Source organism: Hymenobacter ruricola (genome assembly GCF_015694525.1).
Classification (GTDB): Bacteria; Bacteroidota; Bacteroidia; order Cytophagales; family Hymenobacteraceae; genus Hymenobacter; species Hymenobacter ruricola.
Genome location: NZ_JADQDM010000014.1, coordinates 1 through 22,072, shown reverse-complemented (window position 1 = coordinate 22,072; position 22,072 = coordinate 1). Strand labels below are relative to the sequence as shown.

At 61.2% G+C, this 22,072-nt stretch carries 22 protein-coding genes; 5 read left to right on the top strand and 17 right to left on the bottom strand.

What is annotated here, in order from left to right:
* Positions 1-729, top strand: a complete 729-nt coding sequence (locus tag I2H31_RS19610) for a nucleotidyl transferase AbiEii/AbiGii toxin family protein (protein ID WP_196294762.1) — start codon at positions 1-3, stop codon at positions 727-729.
* A gap of 14 nt (positions 730-743) precedes the next feature.
* Here I2H31_RS19610 and I2H31_RS19605 read toward each other — a convergent pair whose 3' ends face one another.
* The 12 genes from I2H31_RS19605 to I2H31_RS19550 form a co-directional block, all read right to left on the bottom strand.
* Positions 744-935 (bottom strand): hypothetical protein, encoded by a 192-nt coding sequence (locus I2H31_RS19605; protein ID WP_196294761.1) that lies wholly within the window; start codon positions 933-935, stop codon positions 744-746.
* A 93-nt stretch (positions 936-1,028) separates the two neighbouring features.
* Positions 1,029-1,892 (bottom strand): conjugative transposon protein TraN, encoded by an 864-nt coding sequence (gene traN, locus I2H31_RS19600; RefSeq protein ID WP_196294760.1) that lies wholly within the window; start codon positions 1,890-1,892, stop codon positions 1,029-1,031.
* A 12-nt stretch (positions 1,893-1,904) separates the two neighbouring features.
* Positions 1,905-3,113, bottom strand: a complete 1,209-nt coding sequence (traM, locus tag I2H31_RS19595) for a conjugative transposon protein TraM (RefSeq protein WP_196294759.1) — start codon at positions 3,111-3,113, stop codon at positions 1,905-1,907.
* Positions 3,114-3,125: 12 nt separating this feature from the next.
* Positions 3,126-3,740 carry a conjugative transposon protein TraK gene (traK, locus tag I2H31_RS19590; protein WP_196294758.1) on the bottom strand — a complete coding sequence of 205 codons (615 nt, stop codon included), beginning with the start codon at positions 3,738-3,740 and terminating at the stop codon, positions 3,126-3,128.
* 39 nt (positions 3,741-3,779) lie between these two features.
* Positions 3,780-4,916 carry a conjugative transposon protein TraJ gene (traJ, locus tag I2H31_RS19585; RefSeq protein WP_196294757.1) on the bottom strand — a complete coding sequence of 379 codons (1,137 nt, stop codon included), beginning with the start codon at positions 4,914-4,916 and terminating at the stop codon, positions 3,780-3,782.
* A 45-nt stretch (positions 4,917-4,961) separates the two neighbouring features.
* Complete coding sequence (locus tag I2H31_RS19580) at positions 4,962-5,612, bottom strand: hypothetical protein (protein WP_196294756.1); 651 nt, start codon at positions 5,610-5,612, stop codon at positions 4,962-4,964.
* Between the two features lie 14 nt (positions 5,613-5,626).
* Positions 5,627-6,274: a hypothetical protein gene (locus I2H31_RS19575; protein WP_196294755.1), complete on the bottom strand. Its 648-nt coding sequence runs from the start codon at positions 6,272-6,274 to the stop codon at positions 5,627-5,629.
* A gap of 30 nt (positions 6,275-6,304) precedes the next feature.
* Positions 6,305-6,835: a hypothetical protein gene (locus tag I2H31_RS19570; RefSeq protein WP_196294754.1), complete on the bottom strand. Its 531-nt coding sequence runs from the start codon at positions 6,833-6,835 to the stop codon at positions 6,305-6,307.
* Positions 6,836-6,898: 63 nt separating this feature from the next.
* Positions 6,899-9,385, bottom strand: a complete 2,487-nt coding sequence (locus I2H31_RS19565; protein WP_196294753.1) for a TraG family conjugative transposon ATPase — start codon at positions 9,383-9,385, stop codon at positions 6,899-6,901.
* A 32-nt stretch (positions 9,386-9,417) separates the two neighbouring features.
* Entirely contained in the window at positions 9,418-9,747 is a 330-nt protein-coding gene (locus I2H31_RS19560) for a DUF4133 domain-containing protein (RefSeq protein ID WP_196294752.1), read from the bottom strand.
* Between the two features lie 9 nt (positions 9,748-9,756).
* Entirely contained in the window at positions 9,757-10,074 is a 318-nt protein-coding gene (locus I2H31_RS19555; RefSeq protein WP_169533834.1) for a DUF4134 domain-containing protein, read from the bottom strand.
* Between the two features lie 51 nt (positions 10,075-10,125).
* Entirely contained in the window at positions 10,126-10,953 is an 828-nt protein-coding gene (locus I2H31_RS19550; RefSeq protein ID WP_196294751.1) for a hypothetical protein, read from the bottom strand.
* A gap of 460 nt (positions 10,954-11,413) precedes the next feature.
* Between I2H31_RS19550 and I2H31_RS19545 the strand changes: the two genes are divergently transcribed.
* From I2H31_RS19545 to I2H31_RS19530, 4 genes are all read left to right on the top strand, one after another.
* Positions 11,414-12,466 carry a sensor histidine kinase gene (locus tag I2H31_RS19545; RefSeq protein WP_196294750.1) on the top strand — a complete coding sequence of 351 codons (1,053 nt, stop codon included), beginning with the start codon at positions 11,414-11,416 and terminating at the stop codon, positions 12,464-12,466.
* A 9-nt stretch (positions 12,467-12,475) separates the two neighbouring features.
* A complete protein-coding gene (locus I2H31_RS19540) occupies positions 12,476-13,246 on the top strand; it encodes a LytR/AlgR family response regulator transcription factor (protein ID WP_196294749.1) in 771 nt (256 codons plus the stop codon).
* Between the two features lie 187 nt (positions 13,247-13,433).
* On the top strand, positions 13,434-13,976 hold the full coding sequence (locus I2H31_RS19535; RefSeq protein ID WP_317192247.1) for an RNA polymerase sigma factor: 543 nt from the start codon (positions 13,434-13,436) through the stop codon (positions 13,974-13,976).
* 75 nt (positions 13,977-14,051) lie between these two features.
* Complete coding sequence (locus I2H31_RS19530; RefSeq protein ID WP_230687942.1) at positions 14,052-15,653, top strand: c-type cytochrome; 1,602 nt, start codon at positions 14,052-14,054, stop codon at positions 15,651-15,653.
* A gap of 231 nt (positions 15,654-15,884) precedes the next feature.
* On the opposite strand, the gene I2H31_RS19525 is transcribed toward I2H31_RS19530, so the two are convergent.
* The 5 genes from I2H31_RS19525 to I2H31_RS19505 all read right to left on the bottom strand — a co-directional run bounded on the left by I2H31_RS19525 (position 15,885) and on the right by I2H31_RS19505 (position 21,471).
* Complete coding sequence (locus tag I2H31_RS19525) at positions 15,885-16,817, bottom strand: alpha/beta fold hydrolase (RefSeq protein WP_196294747.1); 933 nt, start codon at positions 16,815-16,817, stop codon at positions 15,885-15,887.
* A gap of 274 nt (positions 16,818-17,091) precedes the next feature.
* The gene (locus tag I2H31_RS19520; protein WP_196294746.1) at positions 17,092-17,856 is read right to left on the bottom strand and encodes a LytTR family transcriptional regulator DNA-binding domain-containing protein; all 765 of its coding nucleotides are present in this window, start codon (positions 17,854-17,856) and stop codon (positions 17,092-17,094) included.
* Positions 17,857-17,888: 32 nt separating this feature from the next.
* A complete protein-coding gene (locus tag I2H31_RS25700) occupies positions 17,889-19,754 on the bottom strand; it encodes a sensor histidine kinase (RefSeq protein ID WP_196294745.1) in 1,866 nt (621 codons plus the stop codon).
* 174 nt (positions 19,755-19,928) lie between these two features.
* Positions 19,929-20,624, bottom strand: coding sequence for a hypothetical protein (locus tag I2H31_RS19510; RefSeq protein WP_196294744.1), 696 nt, complete (start codon positions 20,622-20,624; stop codon positions 19,929-19,931).
* A 61-nt stretch (positions 20,625-20,685) separates the two neighbouring features.
* Positions 20,686-21,471 carry a ParA family protein gene (locus I2H31_RS19505; protein ID WP_196294743.1) on the bottom strand — a complete coding sequence of 262 codons (786 nt, stop codon included), beginning with the start codon at positions 21,469-21,471 and terminating at the stop codon, positions 20,686-20,688.
* Positions 21,472-22,072: the final 601 nt, after the last annotated feature.

Sequence of the window (22,072 nt, the reverse complement as noted above, 5' to 3'; positions counted from 1 at the left end):
ATGCAGGAGCCCTTGCTGAAGCCGTTCGTCCTGGTAGGGGGAACGGCTTTGGCGTTACATCTGGGTCACCGTCGCAGCCGCGACCTCGACCTGTTTTCGGACGGCCCCACCCCGATTGACGGAGAAATCAAGGACCTGCTGATAAGCAAATATAAGATGCGGGCCGACGGCGCGCTCCAACGAATGCGGGCCCAGGAGCCGGAATGGGACAAAGCCGCCATTCAGGGTGTCATCGGCCAGGTGAAAACCGATGTGGTGAATTATGGCTTCCCGCTGTTACGACCGCCCGTGCTCTATCCCGACTCCAACATTCGTATGGCTTCACTCGAAGACCTGGGCGCTATGAAGCTGGCCGGTGTGGTGATGAGCGGCGAAAGGCTCCGCGACTTCGTGGACGTGGCCGCGCTGAGCGAAAAGCTCACTTTGAACCAGATGCGCCAAGCCTATGAAGGCCGCTTTAATACATCATCATCCGAAGTGCCCCGCGCCCTGGCCTTCCACGGCGACATCGACTTTAACATGAAGCCCGAAATGCAGGGTTACCGCTGGCCGGCCATTGCCGCGCGCCTGGAGCAGATGCAGCGCAGCCCCGACCTCCTGTTTCCACCCATCGTGGAGCAGCGGCTAGTGATGCCGGTGCTGGGGCCAATGGCAGAGGAAAATGCCAAAGCCTTACTGCCAGACCAACAAAAAGCCCCCGAGCCGAAGCGCCGGGGGCTTAAGCTATAAGCAGCAGAAATAGCCTAGAAAGGCTTGTACCGCTCGTAGGGATTGAATGGATTGCGGTTGGGCGGCGTGACCTTACTGGAAAGTCCCCAGAACTTGCTTAGGCCAAAGAGCACCAGCCCCCAGGTGGCGGCAGTGCTGCCCCAACTGGGAGCCCAAGACGAATACAGAAAGGCGATAATCGCCGCGAAAATCAGGAAGCTACGCATACCAACACGGGTTAAATCTTCACGCTAACTAGGCAGGCAACGCAGTGTGGGCACTTTTCGTTGCTTCTGCCCAGCTGCTGAGCTTGACAATGCCTATTTGAAAGTCCGGGCTTTGAGCAGGTCGGCGTTAGTAAGCTTGAGCTTGACGTTGCGCCCGCCGCCCTTTTCGTACACCTCGATGATGAGCTGCTTTTGCTCGGGGATGGTGAATTTTTTGAAGATGTAGACCTGTTCGAGCTGGCCTTTGGCGTCAATCTTTTTCAGGCCCCCATTGAAGACGTAAATGGGCGTGATTTCTAAGGCCTGCTCGGCCGTGCGCTTGGCCACCTGCTTATCCTGAATGTAGAATTTGACGAAGTCCACGTCGTAAGTCACGTTCGATTTGTTGGCAACGTGCAGCGGAAAAAACAGGGTTTCCTGCTTGTAGCCCACGTTGCCGGCGCGCACGCTGAGTTGGTTGGCACTCTCGCTGGCCGAGGTACCGCCCGCCGCCAGCGCTTGCCGGGAGTAGGCATCCAGATTGCCCTGCGGGATGGGCGAGTTCGATAAAATGGCTTCCCCTTGCGCCGATGAAGCCGAGCCGGCCGCGCCCAGGTCGAGGCTGAGCACCTTAGGGTCGTGCTGGTAGTTCACCACGAAGGAGTACAGCTTTCCATCCGAGGTGAGCACCGTCATGTTCGATTCCGGAAAGCCGGCCGAAGCGGCTTTCACCCGCACGATATTTTCCGCGCCGGTGGCCTTGGCCGCAATCAGGCCCGAGCTGCCCAGGTCGACGTAAGTGATAGGAAAAGGGAACACTAGATGAGTCGTTTTCTGGTCGCTGATATAGAGCGGATAGGTCGGCAGCTTATTGGCTTCCGAGTATTGCAGCATCCGGGCGGCCGAGGTCTGGGCCTGCACCGGAACAGCCGCCAGGCCGAGTAAAAGGGCGCTGGTAGCAAATAGGGTGGTTTTCATGGGAAGGAGTCGTTAGTCTTTATCTACTTTGAGCATCACGTTGTAGCCGGCCTTCAGGCGGACTTTGACCAAGCGGATTTTCTTCTGGCCAATGCCTTTCACGGCGCTAACCGCCACGCCTGCCGCGGCCATGGCTGGGTCGGCGCTCATCGTCATCATGTCGGCCGCACCGAGTCCTTCGGCACCAGCCTGTTTTGCGGCATCGCGGGTAATGGCGCCGGGAATGTGCAGGCCTTCCAGCCCATCCACGTCGTACACTTCCAGCGCCGCCGGAAACACACTGTTGCCCGATTTGAGGGTTTCAATGGCAATGCTGAGCCGCTCGCCAGCCAGGCTGCACTTGCCATAGATAAAGGTGTTGGCTGGCAGAGAGTGGCCATTGATGACGGCCGATTCGGTGAGGCGCATTTTCACCAGTGAGCCACTGACCACTTCCTGCGATTCGTGGATGACGGCCGGTAGGGTGTTTCCGTCGCCACCCGTGCCGGTTTCAGCATCAAAGCCCTGAAAAGAGGCCGTGCGCTTGCGCCCCGGCCCGTTGGAGCCCAGGCGTGACACCACGGCATCATCATCGATGGCCCGCAACCGGGTGGTAGGTTTCTTCTTTTTCGGTAGGGCTGCAACCGTGCGCGGGGCCGCTCCTCCCCCACCGGCACTGTTCGATTGGGCCAGCAGTGCCGCCATTTGCAGCTGGGCTTTCTGCTCGGCCAGGTCGCGTTCGTGCTGGCTGCGCATTAGCTCCATTTGTTCCTGCGGGGTGAGGGCCCCTGGGGCTGTTGTGGCAGGGACTACGGTGCCGGGCGCAACTCCGCCGTTCATCTGGGCCTGCTGTGCGGCAATGAGCTGCTGCTGGGCCTCAACCACCGACTTATCGACGGAGCCGTTGGGTCCCGCCTTGCCATCGGCCCCCACCGCGTAGGAAAGGCCCGAGCCCGAAGTCGTATCGAGGCGTGCATCGACCAGGCCCCGGTTGCGCAGGGTATCAACCGGGCTGGCGTAGGCTTCGAGCTTGCTGCTGGTAATGGTGCCCTTCTCGGCTTTGGGTAAGTTGGTGTTGAAGCCGGTTTCGGTGTTCTGCGCTGCCGCCGGCGTGCCCTGGCCGCCCCCGCCCAGGTAGAACATCACGGCCAGAAAGGGCACGCCTACCACCGGCAGAAAGGTGGCCATCTTGCGGGTGCGAAGAAATTGCGCGTCGTGCGGCGCGTTGGTTGCCGTTGCCATAACAGGGGAGGATTAGCGAGGAAGCGTATTCAGGTCTTCATTCTTGAGCACCCGCCAGTTTTCCATCAGAAAGCCGTGGGGATTATTTTCCGAGCGGGTCACGTCGCGCAGGGAGCACTCGGAAAGGAAATTGCGGGTGGTAACCGAGGTGGCCCGAATGACGCGCTGGTGCCCGTAGCACCGCGCCACCATCGGGCGCGAATTGGACACTACCACGCTATCCACCGTCATTTCCAGGCTGATGTTGGCGGCAATCAGGTCGTTATAGAAGCCCTTCTCCTTGAAGTTCTCGTACTGCCGTTTGGCCGAGTTATCAGCCAGGTATAGGGCCTTATTGACGTTGCTGTCGATGGCTTTCTGGTCAGGGTCGAGCGTGAAAAACAACTCGTGGAAGCGCGTGACGTGGCTGCGTGCCTCCACCGGCCGGTTAGCCCGCGCATCCCGCGCCCCAGCCGTGAGCAGCTGCCCACCTTCCAGCACATAGATGCGATTGGCCGCGGCGTTGGTGGTTTGGAAGGCGAAGTAGGCGATGGTGCCGGCCAGCACCAGCACGGCCACAATGAAAATAAGCGCCAGGGTTTTTACCTGCTGAAAAGCCGAATCAATGGTTTTGAGGGAAGCAAACATGGGAAAAGGAAATAGTGGGAAATCACCGCGCAACCAGGGCTAGCCCCGTAGCCGGTTGACGAAGCTGGCCGCCCGTTCGCGCACCGCCGTGCCAGCCCGGTGACCTGCGGCCTCACTCCGCGTCATGTTGCCCGAGGCAGCATTGCCAGCTAACGCCTGCCCGGCCCCAACTGCCGCCCCAAGGCCCGATGCGGCCCCGGATACGCCGGCCGCGCCCGCCCGCCCGGCTGAACCTGCCGCCGCGCCAGCCATAGCCGCCCCACCACTCATAGCCGATTGCATGGCCCGGGCGGCCTGGCCTGCCCCGGAAGCCGCAATCATCATATCGGTGATGAAGGGAATAATCAGGTACCCCGTGATGGCAATGCACAGAAACACGAGGTAGCCGAAGTCGGCCGAGTCAACGCCTTGGTTAGAGGTCAGGCGGGTGATGTCGCCCTGTAGCATCATTATCTGAAACTGGCCCATAATGGCTCCGAAAATGTTGGCCACGGGCACCCACAGGCTGATGGTGATGAATTGCCCCAGCCATTTAGGAATGGAGTTGCCGAAGCCTGGGAAGATGGCCAGCCCAAAAGTGAGCGGTCCTAGCACCGACAGCACGATGAGCAGGAAGGTGGCCAGCACGTTGATGAGCAGCCGGGCCGCGACATGGAACAGCTCCAACGTGTTCTTCATCCACTCGCGGAAGTTCTGGTTCACATCGTACTTGAGCTTATCAAACGAGAGCGACAGCTGCTGGCCCATGTTCATCATGCCCAGTTCGTCGAGCCGCTTCTCGTAGGCCTCGTCCGTGGCGAAGTACTTGTTTTCGGGCCGGGCGGCCAACAACGCCTTTTTTTGGTCCTGCAAGGCCGTAATCTGGGTGGTCTGGTCCACCCGGACCGAGTCCGTGCTTGATGCCAGCGCGCCGGTGATGCCGCGCAGGCCGCCGAGCAGCTGCGGAAACAGCAGGATGGCCAGCCCAATTAGAAATGGGCGCAGCAACGGATACAGGTCGATAGGCTCGGCGCGGGCAATGTGGCCCCACACCCGGGAGCTGATGAAAATGAGGGCTCCCACCCCGCCCACGGCCCGGCCCAGAGTGACGAACTGCGCCACCAGGGGCAGCATGGAATCATAAAGCCGGCTGAGCATCTGCTCCATTTCGAGCATTTGCGCGGTGATGGAATTCATTTCCATAGTCGGGTGATTTGGGGCTGGTGAATGAAAGCGAAAGGGCTACTGCTTAGCGCCCACGAGGGTGAGCACCGACGCCCGGTCCTGAATGGCCTGCTGCTGGGAGAGAGCCACAGCGCGGCATTTATTGGTGTAATAGGTCATCAGGTATTGCTGCTGCTGCATCTTGTCGCCAATCTTGTTGATGAATTTGATGCGTTGCGGGTCCGTCATTTCCGCCCGGTTCGCAGTCATAATGGTGGCCAGCTCGCCAATCAGGGCCACGTTTTCCTGCAGCAGCACCTGGTACACTTGTGCCGCTTCGGTTACCTGATTTGGGGAGAGGCCGCGCCCGCGCAGGTCGGCCACGCCCGAGCTGAACTGCGAAATCATCGAGGCCTGCGCGGCGTAGATTTCCCGCACCCGGCGGTAGTTGCGCACCCCCGCGCTTATCTGTAGCAAACTGCTGTACCACTGCGCGTGCAGGGCCTGCGTCTGGTCCACGATGCCCTTAATCTTGCCGCTTACCACTTGCATATCGCCGGCCAGGGCCTTGCCCCGCCCCAATAGGGTGGTCGAAACGCCCTGGTGCACAATCTGCTTGCGCGAGCTGGATTCAGCGATGGGCGCGGAAATAACGGCCGGAGCTTGGGCAAAGCCCTGCTGTGCGCTCAGCCCCAGGCCAAGCAGCAACATGGTGGTGAATGCTTTCATCGGGAGAGGAAGGGTTAGTGCGCGTCCATGAGGCTGAGCAGCGCCTGGTGGTCCTGTTCGACCTGCTGGGCGGTCTTGAGTACCATCATGTTGCGCCGGGTGAAGTAGTTGACTAGGCCCAGCTGGTCAGTAATTTTGGCGTCCAGCGTGTCGATGAATTCCATTCGTTCCGCGTCGGTCATCTTGAGCATGGACGGGCTGGTAATGGTGGCCAGGTCGGACACCGTGTTGGCTCCTTCGGCCAGCATCTTCGTGTAGATGGATACCATCTCCGTCAGTTGGGCCGGCGTGATGTAGCGCGAGGTGCGCAACACATTGATGGCCGAGGAGTAGGTCGAGATAATCTGGGTTTGCTTGGCGTAAATGGCCCGCACCCGGCGGTAGTCGCGCACTGCGCTGCTCACTTTCAGCAGCCCGTCGTACCAGGCCTTGTGCTGCTCCATGTTCTTGAGCGAATAGGTCTTGGTCAGCTCCTGTTCTTTCACGCCCAGGGCTACCAGCTTGTTGGCCGCCGCTTCCAGCCCCTTCATGGTGTTCTGCAGGCCGGTTTGTACGCCGCTTTGCACTTCCAGCACCGGGGCCGTTACTACCAGCTGGGCTGACGCTTTCGAGGCGCTGAAGCCCAGCAGCGCCAGGCTGAGGATGCCAATCTTCGTTTTCATAGGGAAGGCAAGTGGTTGAAGGAGGTGACGCTAGAGTGTCCGCGTGTAGGGGTGTTCCAAATACATCATGTGCCGTTCGGCCGCGAAGCGCACCCGACCGATGCTAGAATCCACGCTCTGCAGCGTCGGCAGGGCCTGGGTGGCCGTCACGTTGGGCTCCTGGATGAGCGGCAGCAGCATTTTCATGGCTTCTTCGCACTGCGGCGTAAAGCCGTTCCAAGTGACCACATCTTCGGGCTTCACGCGATTCATGCCCCGCGAGCGGACTACCGTGCGCAGCACGTAGCGGTAGCGCTTCCAGATGTTGGCCACCACGGGGTGCTCCTTCACCGCACCGTTCAGGTCGCTGGTCTCCCAGGTATTCACGGCCTGCGCGAAAGACCGGGCGGCGGTGATGTCAGCTTTTTCGGCTTTGGGAGCCGACGCTAAGCTATCGGCAAACGCCACGGCGGCCACGGCCACGGGGGAGGTGGAAACGGTTGGAGGAGCTGTTTCGACGGCTCTATTGTCCATCGCCGTCGTAGCCTTGTCGGAGCCGCAGCCAATTAGCAAAGTGGCCAAGCCTAGTATTGGAAGCGTGATTTTCGTTTTCATGATTTTTCCCTTTGGTTGAAATCAGCCGCCCTACCCTTCGCGCAGCTCATTGGCGAAAAGCTTGATGGCCGTGGGCATGTCGCCGGTCTGCCTGAGCTTCTCAAACAGCCGCACTTTCTCGGTTTCCTCGGTGGTGTAGGTCACGTATTCTTCCTTGGACACCTCGATGGCGTACACTTTCGACACGACCCCACCCAGGCTGATGAATACCTCCGTGTAGCGGCCCCGCGTGGCCTTGTTGTCGCGGTTGATGCTCAGCACCAGGTCTTTTTCCTTGGGCGTGAGCGAGAGCAGCGCCTGAATCTCATCGAAGCGGTTGATGAACTTGCGCTGGTCGAGCAGAATCTTGCAGTCCGAGTTGTTGATGATGGCGTCCTTGACAATCTCGTTGCCGATGATGTCGTCGATTTCCTGCGTCACCACGATGGCCTCGCCGAAAAACTTGCGCACCGTCTTAAAGAGGTACTTGATGTAGGCGGCCATGCCCGGCGTGGTCAGCGCCTTCCAGGCCTCTTCAATCAGAATCATCTTCCGCACCCCTTTCAGCTTGCGCATCTTGGAGATAAAGGTTTCCATAATGATGAGCGTGACCACCGGAAACAGGATGGGATGGTCCTTGATGTTGTCCAGCTCGAACACGATGAAGGGAGCCTGCACCAGGTCCAGCTCTTTCTCGGAGTTCAGCAGGTAGTCATACTCACCGCCCCGGTAGTAGGGCTTGAGCACGTAGATGAAGTTATCGATGTCGAAATCCTTCTCCCGGACTCTTTCCTCCTCCAGAATCTTGCGATAAGGTCCTTTAACAAACTCGTAGAACGTGTTGAAGCTCGGCTTGATAATCGCGTTAGCTTCGAGCATTACGTAGTACAGACTGACGGCAGTAGAGAGCGACACGTACTCCGACTGGCTCACGCTTTCGTCGTCCTTTTTCCAGAGCGCCTGCAGCAGCGTTTTGATGGATTCCTTCTTCTCCACGTCCAGCTTGCCCGAAATCAGGAAGGGGTTGAAGGCAATCGGGTCGTCTTCCTCATAAGTGAAGTACACCCCGCCCACCAGCTCGCAGAGGCCCTTGTAGGAGTTGCCGGTATCCACCAGCAGCACGTGCGCGCCCTGCTCGTAGTACTGGCGCACCATGTGGTTGGTGAAAAACGACTTGCCCGAGCCCGAGGGCCCGAGCACGAACTTGTTGCGGTTGAAGATGATTTGCTTCTTCATCGGCTCATCCGAAATGTCCACCAGCACGGGTTTACCCGTGAGCCGGTCGGAGAGCTTGATGCCCTTGGTGGCCCCGGTGCTGCGGTAGTTGGTTTCGGAGGCCCAGAAGCAGACGGCCTGCTCGATGAAGGTGTAGAAGGTTTCCTCCGAGGGAAAGTCGCCGGCGTTTCCCGGTATGCCGCCCCAGTAGAGCGCGGCGATGTCCACCGTGTTCTGCCGCGGCTTGCAGTTCATGGCGTTGAAGGCCGCGTTTACCAGCTTGCGCACCTCGGTCAGCTCCTCCTCGTGCCGGCCCCAGGTGAGCACGTTGCAGTGCACCCGCACCGGCCGGCGCTTGTGGGCAATCAGCTCGTTGAGGAAGGCATTGTAATACTCGAAGTTGATGGCGTTCTGCCGCGAGTAGAGCGAGAGCGAGTTGAGCCGGTCCTTCTTCTGCTCGAAGGTTTTGACGGTCTTCTGGGTGTTGTCCAGAAACACGTACTGGTTCAGGATGTGGTTGGCACCCAGCAGCAGCCCCAGCGGCGCGGCAAACGAAATGGGGAAGTCCGAGTATTCGGTGCTGTATTGCTCGTAGCGAATGTCGGTTTCCACCGAGGTGGGCAGGTCATCGAGGTTGGCCACCGAAAACATCTGGCAGAACTCCGCGCCCACTTTCAGCCCTTCGGTCAAATCCAGGTCCACCTGCAGGGCCTGGTCGGACAAATCCAGCGCCAGGTACTTTTCCAGCAACCCGGCTTTATCGGCCGTGCCGGCCAGCTCATCCGAGGTCAGGCGGTGCGAGCGGATGTAGGGAGCGTTGGTCGGCCCCACCCCTTCCAGGGTGCGCACGAACTGGCCCACATTGTCGAAAAAGCTCTCCAGCACCTTGGTGTCGAGCATATCTTTCGGCACGATATTGCGCCGGGCCAGCAGCCCCGACGTGCTGCCCCAGTTGGGCCGCTCCGACGAGGTTTTGGTGATGTAGAGGTAGCAGAAGTGGTTGAGGAAGGGCCGCTCGTTGAAGTGGCGCTCGTAGGCCGACGACAGCAGCGTGCGCTCGGCCTCGAAGCCGGGCGCGTACTTATCCTCCACGTACCAGTCCTGCTTGTGCACCACGCAGTGGTCGGGCAGCAGGCGCACGGCCTTCACGAAGGCGGCCTGCAACTGGGCATAGTCTTCGCGCGAGAGCGTGAAGATTTCGGGCAAATCCAGCCGAAACGCCACGGTCACGTCCGCATTTTTCGAAATGAGGCAATCCTTTTCCACCTTGTAGATGGGCTGCTTGGATTCCAGGGAAACGGAGGGCAGAACCTTATTGCTCATAAGCTGAAGAAAGCACCCAAAACCAGCCGCGCCTAGCGGCTGGTTGGGTCCTCGTTGAGGCGTTGGAATAAGCGGCTGTGCCGGTTGGTGATGTATTTGGGCGACGAGCGCCGGGCGGCGGCCTTCATCAGCCCATGCTCGCCAAAGCGGCGGTTCAGGGCGAATACGCCGGCCCACATCCCGCCACCGGCCAGGAAGGTGACCAGCACGGTGAGCACCAGCGGCAGGCCCAGCAGGTAGCAGGTCACGAACAGGGCAAACACCAGCCCGATGCCGGCGGCCAGAAAGTAGATGTTGCTGCCCACCAGTCCCTTGAATTCGACGGGCTTGTTGATGCCGCGATTGAGGTCGTAGATGGGCATGGCAGCGGCTTAGAGGAAGAAGGAGCGCACCACCGTGGCCACGATGACCAGGAAAATCATCGAGCCAAACCACGACACGGCCGTTTTCTGGGTGTCCTGGTCGCCGGAGTTCCATTTGCCATACACCTTGATGGCCCCCACCAGGCCCAGCACCGCCCCGATGGCGTACATGAGCTTGGTAAGCGGGTCGAAGTAGCTGGTGACCTGGGTGGTGGCATCCTGAATGCCGGCCGTGCCATTGCCGCCCCCGGTCTGGGCGTAAAGTAGTTGCGAGCTGAATAGCAAGACCACGAGGGCCAGCGAGGTAACGAAAGGTTTCTTAGTCATGGCAAAGGAAAAGGAGTCGGGAATCAATGATTAGGGAGAAAGCAGGCCGCGCTACTCATCGTCGGGGCCGAATAGGTCATCCAGCTCGGCGTGGTTGAGGGCCATCTGCTGGGCCATTTGCTCGGCCAGGGTGGTGCCGGCCAGCTCGACCGGCGGCGCGGGCTGCTGACCAGCTTGCAGCAGGGTCAGGTACTCGGCGACCGAGGCGGCGGACACTAGCTTGGGTAAACCCACCGGGGCGATGTCCAACCGCGAGGCTACCGGTTCCTCGAAGCTGGCCAGCGGCTCGTAGCCATCGGCCACCAGGGGCAGCTGCACGGTTTCAGGCTCCAGCACCCCGCCAGTTGCCTTATCCGCAGTCTCGGATTCCTGGGGCAGGTTGTGGGCTTCGCGTCGGACCAGCGCAGCCAGGTGCTCGTCGGCCTGGTCGGCTTCCTCGGTGCGGTTTTCATCCTGTGCCTGCGCCTCGTCGCCCGCGGCGGCCGTCGCCTCCATCGGGGCGGTATCGCTGGTGCTTTCATCGTGGCCAGTAGCCGTGCCGGTGGAGTCAGGAAGTGCCCCGCTGACCAATGGCTCGGCGGCAGCCGGCAGGTTCTGGTCCGCGCCGGCTTCGGGACGTTCCGCGTCATCGGCTTCCTCTCGGGCTTCGGTGGCCGCTGGCGTGGCCTTCACGAAGGCCGAGGTGGGGCGCACCAGTGAGGGCGGAGTCACCGTGCTGCCGCCCACGCCGGCGAGCTGGGCACCGGCCAGCTTTTTGCCCGGCGTCAGCAGGGCCGTGAGTTCTACCCGGTAGTAGAGCAGGCCCACCACCAGGTAGTAGAGAACAACCACAACCAAAACGAAAAGGCCAAACTGGCCCCAGGAATAGGCGCTGAGCATCGCGGGGAAATAGCGTGGCACCCCAGGCCGACCGGCCCGGGCGTGAACTTGCCAAACCGTGATTTGACGCTACAAACCTATCCGGGCTATAAACCGCTTGGGTAGAAAGTTGACGAATGGTTAGAATTCGATGGTGAGGTGCAGCCCCGATACACGAACGGCACCACATTCAAGCCTGAATTTTAGAGAAAAGAAGCTTGGCTGTTGCAGAACTTGCTGGACGGCTCACTAAGCGGGTAGGCGGGCTGTCAAAAGCACGTAAATGGCCCATTTGCCATTCTTTCCAGTTTGAATCGGCTTATCAACCCCTTGTTTCCAGACGCCACACCGAGTTGAGCAACCGCCACGAGCGAATGATTAGCGGGGCGCAGAGTGATGACTTGCCCGGCTGCGCTCGCCATTCGTTTTTAACTCGGCGGGAGTATTCCCCGTTGAACGGAATCGGCTGTTGACCTTCCCTATGCTCCTATTTTTCCGCATCTCCTGGCTGCGCATGGCGGCCGCGTGGGGGGCGTTTGCCTTCTTCATGATGCTGGTGGCGTACGGGCAGGCCATTACGGGCACCGGGCCGTTGCAATGGCGCACGGTGCTGCTGGGGCCGCTGCTGTACGGGCTGATTGGGACCCTGCTCACACCGGTGGTGTTTGTGCTGGCAGCGCGCTTCGACCTCACGGCCGGCCGCGCCCGCTGGCTGCCCTACCTGCTGGTGCACGCGGCCGCCAGCGTGGCCCTCACGGTGGCCTACCGGGCCTTGTTCATGGCCACACTCTACCTGGTAGGCGGCTCGAATGCGCCCGTTTCATGGGTCACGATTCTGGCGGGATTTAATTTCTGGATTCCGCTCTACTGGATGGTGCTGTTCGTGGCCTACGCCCTCGACTACCACGACAAGTGGCAGCGCCGCAACCTCGACGCAGTGCGCCTGGAAATGCAACTGGTGCAGGCCCAGCTGCACGCCCTCAAGCAGCAGCTCAACCCGCACTTTTTGTTCAATACTCTCAACGCCATTGCCACCCTCATCGGCGACGAGCCCGCCGCCGCCCAGCGCATGATGGCCAAGCTCGGCGAGTTTCTGCGCCTGGTGCTCGACCACTCCGATGCTCAGCAGGTGCCGCTGGCGCAGGAGCTACACTTCGTGGAGCTGTATCTGGACATGGAGCAGGTGCGATTTTCTGACCGGCTGGCTGTGACCTACGAGGTGGACCCAGCTGCGCTCTCGGCCCTGATTCCGCACCTGCTGCTGCAGCCCCTGGTGGAAAATGCCGTGCGCCACGGCCTGAGCGCGGGGGGCACCGGCCGCCTGCATATTGCCGCCGAGCGGCAGGGCCAGCAGCTGGTGGTGCAGGTGCGCGACTCCGGCCCCGGCCCTGAGCAGGCCGGCCCCCGGGGCGTGGGCCTCGAAAATACCGAGCAGCGCCTGCGCGCCCTCTACGACGACCGGTACGCGCTGCGCCTGCTGCCCGCGGCCGGGCAGGGCACCGTGGTGCGCATCGAACTACCCTTTCACCACTAATCCGTGGCAATGGCCCCCATTCAAACCCTGATTGTGGACGATGAGCCGCTGGCCCGCCGGCGCATTGCCCAGCTGCTGGCCGGCCAGCCGGGCTTTGTCATCGCGGGCGAGTGCGGCACCGGGGCCGAGGCGGTGGCCGCGCTCTCGCACGGACCGGCCGTGGATTTAGTGTTTCTGGACGTGCAGATGCCCGATTGCAACGGCCTGCAGGTGTTGCAGCAATTGCCGGCCCAGCCGCGGCCGTTGGTGGTATTCGTGACAGCCTACGACCGGTATACGCTGCAAGCTTTTGAGGCCCACGCCGTGGATTACCTGCTCAAGCCCCTGGACCCGGACCGCTTCGCGCGCTGCCTGGCCCACGTGCGCCAGCGGGCCAGTCAGGTGGCCGCACCGGCCTGGGCGGCGCTGGTGCAGGCGCTGCCCGCCCCGCCGCCGATGCCTTTTTCCACCCAGCTGCTGATTAAGCAGCCCGGGCGCTTCTACTTCGTGCCCGTCGAGCAGGTGCATTACCTCGAAGCCACCGGCAACTACGTCACGGTGCACGCGCCCGGTGAAACCCACCTAGTGCGCGCCACGCTCACCCAGCTGGCCAGCCAGCTCGACCCGGCCCGCTTCCTGCGCATTCACCGCTCGCTGATTGTGAACACCACTCACATCAAAGAACTGCGGCCCTGGACGCACGGCGAGTACCTGCTCACGCTGCACGATGGCACGCACCTGACCTCTTCGCGCAGCTGCAACGAGGGCATTCAGCAGTTTCTGCGGCAATTTGTCTCTTAAGTACAGCTATTGGCTGGGCCAACTGCTTAAGAAATATTGCTGTTCGTCCCGCTAAAAGGCCACTTCGTCACGGTGGATAAACACTGCTTACTTATCGGCCGTATAAGCGGGTGTCGGGCCGCATTCGTGGCGCAGCTATGCTTTGCCAGCTTATATGCCCCAAACTACTACTTCGCTACCTAGCCCCGTGGCTTTACTCCCGGCCCCGGCCGAGCATGAGCTGGTGCAGCGCCTGCTGGCCCGGGACGAGCGCGCTCTGGGGCAGTTGTACGAGCAGTACGCCCGGAATCTGTTCACCGTCATTCTGCGGGTGGTGCAGGACGAGGCGATGGCCCAGGACGTGCTGCAGGAAGGCTTGCTCAAGGTCTGGCTCAGCATTGGCAGCTACGAGGCCACGCGGGGCCGTCTGTTTACCTGGATGGTGCGCGTATGCTGCAACCAGGCCATTGATGCCCTGCGCAGTCCGCGCCATCGCTTTCACCGCGGCAATCCGTCGCTGGAGGCTGCCGGAGCACACTATAGCCCGGCTCCCACGGCCTTTTATCCCGAGCACATTGGCGTGCGCGAGCTCATCGTGCAACTAAAGCCCCGGCAGCGGGAAGTCATGGACCTGCTCTATTTCGGCGGCTGCACCCAGGCCGAGACGGCCGAGCAGCTGGCCATTCCACTGGCCACCGTGAAAACCCGGGCGCGCGCCGCTTTGGCCGTGCTCTCCCGCATGGCCCGCTAGGGGCAGCGCCTACCTAAGCAGCATCTTCCTAATTAACCTGTTTCATCTCTCATTTTTACCTTAACTCCTGACCTGATGGCCAACCTGCACCACTTCCGCGTGCCCGCCCTTCTTGTTTCGGGCCTTGCCGTGGTGGCGGCGGCCGCCTGCCAGGGCGGTTCCGATACCAAGACGAGTACCGAAACTTCCACCACCCAAGCGGCGACGGACACCGCCGGCACCGGGGCCACGCCCGTGGCGCTGCGCACCGGCAATGCTGAGGTTGGCCGCGACGTGTACCGCAACGAAACCTTCGGCGACGAGGGCTTCTGGACCGATGCCGTGCGGATGCCCCAGGGCATGAAAGCCGCCAAGCTCACGGTGCTCGATGCGCTGAAAGCCGGGGTCAGCTTCGACGTGGACGCCATGCCGGCCGACTTGAAAGCGGCCTTCGCCAGCGAGCTAAAAACCGACCATTCGCCCGCCAAAGCCCCCAAGCTCAACGACCCCGCCACGCTGGATGCGCTGGTAAAGGCCAACGCCGTCATCGGCATGGTGCCCAAGGGCGGCAAGGTGGGCGTGACCTGCGCGCTGTGCCACGCCATCACCGATAAGTCGATGTACGAGCTGACGGGCAAAGGCACGATTGGCAAGCGCATCGACGGCCCCACGCCGCACGGCCTGAACGTGGGCAAGCTGCTGGCCACGGCCGCCAACTCGCGCGCCCTGTTTCCCACCTTGCAGCTGCAGCAGCCCGATGGCAGCACCATCGGCCGCGCCCCGAAGGGCCTGACGGCCAAATCGACCGAAGCCGAGGTGGATGCCTACTTAAGTAACCCGAAGTTCTACCCCGTGGGCACCTTCGACGACTCGCCCGACGGTAACGGCAACTCCGTGCACATCACGCCCTTCTTCCGGCAGGATTTGGCCGCGCCCTACGGCTCGTCGGGCCAGAACGACCAGCTGGATGACTTCAACAACACGGTCTACACGGCCCTGTTCGACCAGAGCAACCTGCTCTCGCCCGGCGGGCGGCAGTTCATGCACGCCTTGGGCGCGGCGGGCGGCGACTCCATTGTGGCCGGCTACGCCAAGGTGCTGGCCGCCACGGGCGTCACCGGCTACCCCTTCGTCACGGCCCATATGCAGGGCAAAGCCGGCGACCCGCCCACGCCCACCGGCAAGCGCGTGGACGAGCAGAAGCTGCGCGACCTGAACGCCTACGTGTCGAGCCTGCAAGCGCCCAAGGGCGTGGTGCGCAATGCCGCGCAGGTAGCCAGCGGCCGGGCGCTGTTCATTTCGCAAAACTGTACGTCCTGCCACAACACCAACCAGGGCGTGGCCGTCCAGTCCAAGCTGGTGCCGATGAAAGTCATCTGGCCCGGCTACGCGCCCAAGGTGCTGGCCCAGCGGCAGGCCCCGCTCACCCCCATTCAGAATGCCCCCGGCACGTTCGATGACAAAATGGTGGTAGTGGATGCCAGCCCCGGCGGCGGCATTCGCGGCAACGCGCTGCCCCTGCTGCTGGACCTGGCCCGCAAGCCCGTGTTTCTGCACGACGATTCCGTGCACAGCCTCGACGAGCTGCTAAATCCCAAGCGGGGCAAGACCGCGCCGCACCCGTTCTACGCCGTAACCCCGGCCGAGCGTACCGCGCTAGTGGCCTACTTGAATAGCCTGGACACCGACAGCAAGTAATAAGCTCCTTGCATTAGCTGCGGCGTCCCGCACGGCCTTTTTATCACCGGGCAGGACAAGCTTAGCCGCGACCTGATTGTCTTTGTCACTAACAGAGAGGTACGCGGTGCCCAGAGCAGCTAAGCGAGTACGTAATTGAAAACGAAAGCCCCGGCCCTGATACAGGGCCGGGGCTTTATTATGCCTGGGAACCCGGGCAGCCATCGTGCTTACGTCGGGGTGCTCGCCGGGCTAACGCCCCCGCTTTCCCCGCGACGAGAGCAGCCAGAGGCCACCGGCTAGCAGCGCCAGTGCGGCTGCCACGACGGCCGCCTTCGGCAAAGTCGGTGCCGCCACTGCTGATTTTGACAAAGCAATGGATTCATCGGTGAAGGGCTGGCGGCTGGTGGCGGCCAGAATCAGGCGCGTGGCTTCGGCGGGCTGGTCCCACTGTGGGAAGTGGCCGCAGTGCTCGAACCAGTACAGGCGCGCATCCGGGAACTTCGCCAGCGCCAGCGTCGACTGGCTCGGCAGGCACACCCGGTCCTGCCGGCCCCAGCCAATGACCAGCGGCCCGGGGATGCTGCCCTTGGGTGCGGGCTGCTGCACTTCGCCGTGCGCCAATTGGTCGAGCAATTCGTCAAAGGCCGGCGAGTGGGCGAAGGTGTACATCTCGTCGATGGCCTGCTGCGAATCTACGGCCCAGGGGCGGGCCGAAAACTGCGGGAGCAACACCGTGCGGCCCACCGCCGAGCCGGCCAGGGCGGGCATCACCGGCTGCAGGGCCTTCACCAGCTTCACCGACAGGTCCACCGAGTGGTAGAAAAAAGGAATCTGCCAGCCCTGCCAAAATCCGCCCGGGTCCAGCGAAACCACGGCGCCGAGTACACCGCCGCGCCGGGCTAATTCCAGCACCAGCCGCGCGCCCATCGAACTGCCCACGGCATCAATCCCGAGCAGGTCATGTTGAGTGAGAAAGGACGTCACCGCGTCGGCTAAGGTGGCGATGGAGTTTTCGCCGGTCATCTTGGGGGTTTCGCCGTGGCCGGGCAAGTCCACGGCGATAACGTCGCGCTCGGCGGCCAGCGCGTCGATGATGGTGTTCCAGGACCGCCAGCTGCCGCCGATGCCGTGAACCAGTAACAGGGGGCGGCCGGTGCCGCGGCGGACAAAATGCAAATCCATAAACGGAAGAATGAAAACGGGTGAAAAAGAACGTACAGCCCTGTAACAGCCGGCTCCGCGAAACGGCTGAACGAGGCAGGCCCAAAAACGAAATACTGCCCCTAAGGCCCGCAAGCTGCAGGTTGACGCTCTGCTCTTCCAATGGCCTGTCAGCCTAGCCTTTCCGGACGGTTGGGAGTGCAAACAACCGATTCGAGAGACTTGGCTGCGGGTTCTGCAACCGCTACGGTGGATTTTGTCGCCTGAATGCTAATCATTAATAGCGGGCATTAGGCTACCCCACCAGATGAATGCGGTTTTTCAATTCGTCCTTGGATGAACGGCTGACGGGCACGTAGTCCTCGCCGAGCAAAACGCTACTCTCCTCATAAGCCTGTACACGGTCCAGATTCACGATATAGGAGCGGTGGGTTTTAAAGAATTGGTCAGGCAGCTTCTGCTCCAGCTCCTTCATCGTGGAATCGAACACGAACTTTTCCCGCACCGTGTGCATCCGCACGAAATTCTGCAGGGCTTCGAAATAGAGAATATCGGCGAGCAGCACCTTAACGTGGCCGGAGCCCTTGCGCACAAACAGGTAGTCCTTGAACTTGGGGCAGCGCTCGGCCGCTCCCAACACCTCCGTGTCGGCGGCATTGGCGGTGTCCAGGACGGGGCCGGTGGGGCCGGCCTGATAGGCATTGTAAAGGGCCAGCTCGACCTGCACCCGCAGCGAATCATCGGTGAAGGGCTTGACCAGGTAGCCGTAGGGCTGGGCCAGCTTGGCGCGGTTCAGGGTGTCGGCGTCGGAGCGGGCCGTAAGGAACACCACCGGGACGGCAAACTGTCGGCGAATAAGCAAGGCGGCCGCGATGCCGTCACAGTCGCCGGCAATGTTGATGTCCATCAGCACCAACTCCACGGGCTGCGTGGCCAGCACGCGCAGGGCCTCATCGCTGTTGTCGACGGGTTCGAGTGGAGTGTGGCCGAGACGAACCAGCGTGCGTTCTATCTCAGCGGCTATAAGCAATTCATCTTCAACTATGAGAATGGTAGACATAGGGTGGGATAAGGAACACGCCGGTAGGCTCGTCATTCACGAGTAACCTCTATCTGCGTGCCCGTGGGAAAGGAACGGGTCACCGACAGCTTCGCTTTCAGCTGTTTGGTGAGCGTGCGGACCAGCTGCATACCCAGGGAGTGGGCTTTCGCCGGCGCGTCCCCGGCCGGCATACCGGCCCCGTCATCGGCGATAACGAGCTGAAAGCCGGTGGGGCGGCTGGCGAAGGAAACGTGCAGATGGCCCTGGGCAAGGCCCTGAAAAGCGTGCTTGTACGCATTGGTCACTATTTCGTTGACCACAAGGCCCAGCGTGCTGGCCTCTTTGGGGCTCATGATTACCGGGGCCAGGTCCGTACTCAACTGGATGGTTTGTTCGGGCGTAGTAAGCGCCGTTTTCAGAGAATCAAGCAGTTCGCGCAGGTACTGGTCCATGCGTACTTCGGCCAGATTATCGGCTTGATATAAGAATTCATGGACTAAAGCCATGCTCTGAATTCTTACCCGGCTGGCATCCAGCGCGGCCACCAGGGTGGGTTCAGGCAGGGTGCTGGCCTGCCAGCCCAGCAGGCCACTCACCAGCTGCAGATTGTTTTTTACGCGGTGGTGGATTTCCTGCAGCAGCACCTCCTTTTCGGCCACGGACCGGCAGTTGGCTTGGTTGGCTACGGCCAGCAGCGCTTTCTGCCGCCGCAGCCGCCAGTACAGCCAGCTGCCCACCCCGATGGTGGTCGTGAGCCCGCCCAGCAGCAGCCACAGCGAGTGCAGCTGCGCCCGCTGGCTGCGCTGCTCAAACTCGGCGGCCCGCTTCTGCTCAGTGAGCAGTTTCACGTCGTAGCGCACCTGCAGCTGGGCCAGGGCCTGCGCCTTGTCGCCGTTGAACAGAGAATCGCGCAGGTCCTGGGCCCGGTTGTCTAGGTCGAAGGAGCGCCGCATCCGGCCCTGGTCGGCGTGCGCCCAGGCGAGGCTAGCCAGCGCGTCGGCTTCGTAGTCGGGCATTTTCAGCTCGCGGGCCAGGGCGAGCGCCAGTTCCGCCATGCGCTGCGAGACGGCCGGCAGCCCTTGCAGCCGGTACACGCGGGCCAGGGCCAGCGCCGAGCTGGCTATCTGGGGCCGAAACCCGTGGCGTTGCATAATGCGCAGGGCCCGGTTCATATTCGTGGCCGCTGAATCCAGCGTAGCCCTGCTTTGGGGTTGAATCATGGCGTACACCTCGCCCCGAAACTGGTACACGTAGCCCAGGCCGCGGGCATCCCTGGCGCGCTGCATGTAGGGCAGGGCCCGGGTAGCGTAGTGCAGCACCGAGTCGTAGCGCTGCATGACCAGAAAGGTGTTGGCCAGGTTGAGCAGCAGCCCGCCCCGTTCCCGGGGTGGAACGTTACCCACGGCTCCTTGCTGCTGGTAAGCCTGCCGCATGTATTTCAGGCCTGCTTTCACATCTTTAGTATCGACCGCTACCAGCCCCATGCATTGGGTGAAGCGCCACTCGTCGGGCAATTGGTGCACCTTGGCCACGCCGGCACCCTCCTGGCTGTACTGCATGGCGGCCACGTAGTCGGCTGCCCGCTCACAGTTCACCACCAACTGGTACAGGGCATCGGCCACGCCCGGCCAGTCCCGTCGATGGCGGGCCAGCTGCACGGCCTGCTCCCCTACCCGGCGGGCCTCCGGCTCATCCTGGGCAAACAGCGCGTCGCTCAGCGCGCGCAGCGTCTGAAACCGGACCGAATCCGGCAGCCGCCGCCGGGCCACTTCGCGCAGCGAGTCAACGGTAGCACTGTCCCCAGGCGAGGCCAGGTTATTCTCGGCCGCCAAACAGGTGGCACCGGCTACCGTACTGGCCAGCAGCAGGGCCATCACGGTCAAACGCTTACCGCCCGCCACGTTGCTTCGACGCACCTTGGGGGCTGTAAAAGGAAGTACTGCTGGTACGCATTGCTGGTAGAGAACAGGGCCCCTCCCCTACCCTGCCCAGGTGGGCCGGCAGCGGAGAGGAGAATTTGATATAGTGAACTTGAGCCGACCAGCCTTTTAATCAGGCCGGGCCAGCGGAATAGCCGCTAACGGAAACGCTTACTTCTTGGGCGACATCATCTGGCGCAGCTGCCGCTGAAACGCTTTCTGAATCTGGACCTCGTTTGCGGCCTTGAACTGGGAGAGGATGTTGTGAATCACATCGGTCGAGGAAGCTCCCCCACCCAGCAGCAAGCCCATCTGTTGGAAAAACTGCTGGTGGCTGGCCGTGATGCGAATCTGAAAGGTCTTCTTCTCCGCCGAATCGGCAAAGAGGGAAGTCAGGTCCAGCTTATCCTTGCCGTCCCCCGTGGCAGCTGGCGTCGGCGTAGCCTCCGCTTCCACCGCTTCTTCTTCTTGGTCGTCTGCAACGGGTAACTCAGCCGCCGGAGCGGCCGGCGGTGCCGGTGCCGCCACGGCAGATACTTTTTCTCCCTTTGGTTCTACTGGTGCTGCAATGGCGGCTGGCTCGGGAGCCGCAGCTAACTGAGGCGCGGGCTCCGTAGCGGCAACAGGTGCGACCGGCGCCGACGGTTCCGGTTCTGCTGCTGGTACCGGGGGCGCGGCTTCGACGGGCACCGGGGCCGGCTCCAGGGCCGTAGCCGCCGGCGTAGTCTCCGGGGCCGGGGTCGGCAGTACGAAAGGCTGACTGGTACCCATGTGGCTGATGGCCGCGACGGAGCCCGTCAGGCGGGCCAGCTCGGCCATTTGTTCTTCCGGGGTGAGTTTGGGTTTCTTAGTGGAGGCTTTGGCCATGACGAAGGAGGATGCAGGCTTGAAATTTGAGAGGAAAAGCAGCGGCTGATGAGCCGTAGGGCTACGCGCCGGGAGCTGATTCGACGGCCGGGGCCGTAAACGAAATGGTTTTACCCGAGGGCGTGACCGCCCCCTCCCCCACCACGAGGGTCAGGATTTCCTGAATAAGCTGACCCAGGCCAAGGCGGTTGAGGTCACGCTCGGGCAGCGGAAACATCGTGGAGCGATTTTCCTTGTAGGTCATCAGCAGCTCCACCCGGCTCTTAAGCAAGGGCAGGCCTTTCTCCTGAAACAGCTCTTCCGTCTTGTCATAAATCCCTTTTTTCTCGGACTTTACAAACTTGTTCCAGAAGGCGTAGAAGCCCAACAGGTTCGAGTCCTCGTCGCGGGCCTGCACAAACTGACCCAGGATGCCCATGTAGGACATGGTGGAGGCAATCGAGCCCTTGTCCGGCTCGATTGGCAGGAAGATGTAATCCACCAGCCGGAGCAGTTCCGGGAGCCCCACCACGTTCACCGTACCGGGCGTATCCACCAGGATGAAATCGTAATCCTGCTCAAACAACCCTTCGATAGAACTGACCGCCTTCTCCACGCTGGAAATGATGACTGGGTACGGCGGGATGCCCTGCTTCAGCAGGCGGGCCTGAAACGGGGCTTCCGACTGCAGCCGGTTCTGCTCTTCGAGGCGGTAGGCGTGGAGGGAGTTCTGCGGGTAGTCGCAGTCCACCATGGCCACCTTGTAGCCATAGTAGTAGCACAGCGCCGAGGCCATGTGCGTGCCGATGGTCGACTTACCAGCGCCTCCCTTCTGGGTGGCGAATGCGAGTACGTGGGGTTGATTCATGCGGAAAGCCAGAAGATTTGGAGTCGTTAGATAGTTAGTTGCAAAGTGGCATTGTGGCATGGCCACTTAGCTGTAATGGTGTAACGCAATAAAGTTGCGTTGTTGCAACAGTTGAAAGTTGTGTAGTTGCAAAGTTGCAAAACAACAAAGATTGTATGTGACAGTGTTGTTTAGTTGTAATGTGGCGAAGGTAATAAGTTGCGTTGTTGCAAAGCAACTTTATGGCAAAGTTTTTATGGATGTTATATGTGGTAAAGTTGCAAAGTTGTTTTGGTGTATTGGTGCAGTAATTAGAAATGTAGGAATACTGGACTTTGCACTCATATAAGTTGTATAGTGGCAAAGGTGTAATGGTGCAGTGTGGCAGGATTATCCAAATGCTGATACTAACTCATAAGGCTGGAGTCTATAAAAAGTTGGTTGCAAAGTTGCAAAAGGTTAAAGTTGCATTGTGGCATAAATTCTAATACTAGTCCTAGCTCTAGCATCGTGCAACGCCCCCGTTCCAACAGCTAGTTCATCGCCCAGCCAGCCAGCCAGCCAGCCAGCCAGCCAGCCAGCCAGCCAGCCAGCCAGCCAGCCAGCCAGCCAGCCAGCCAGC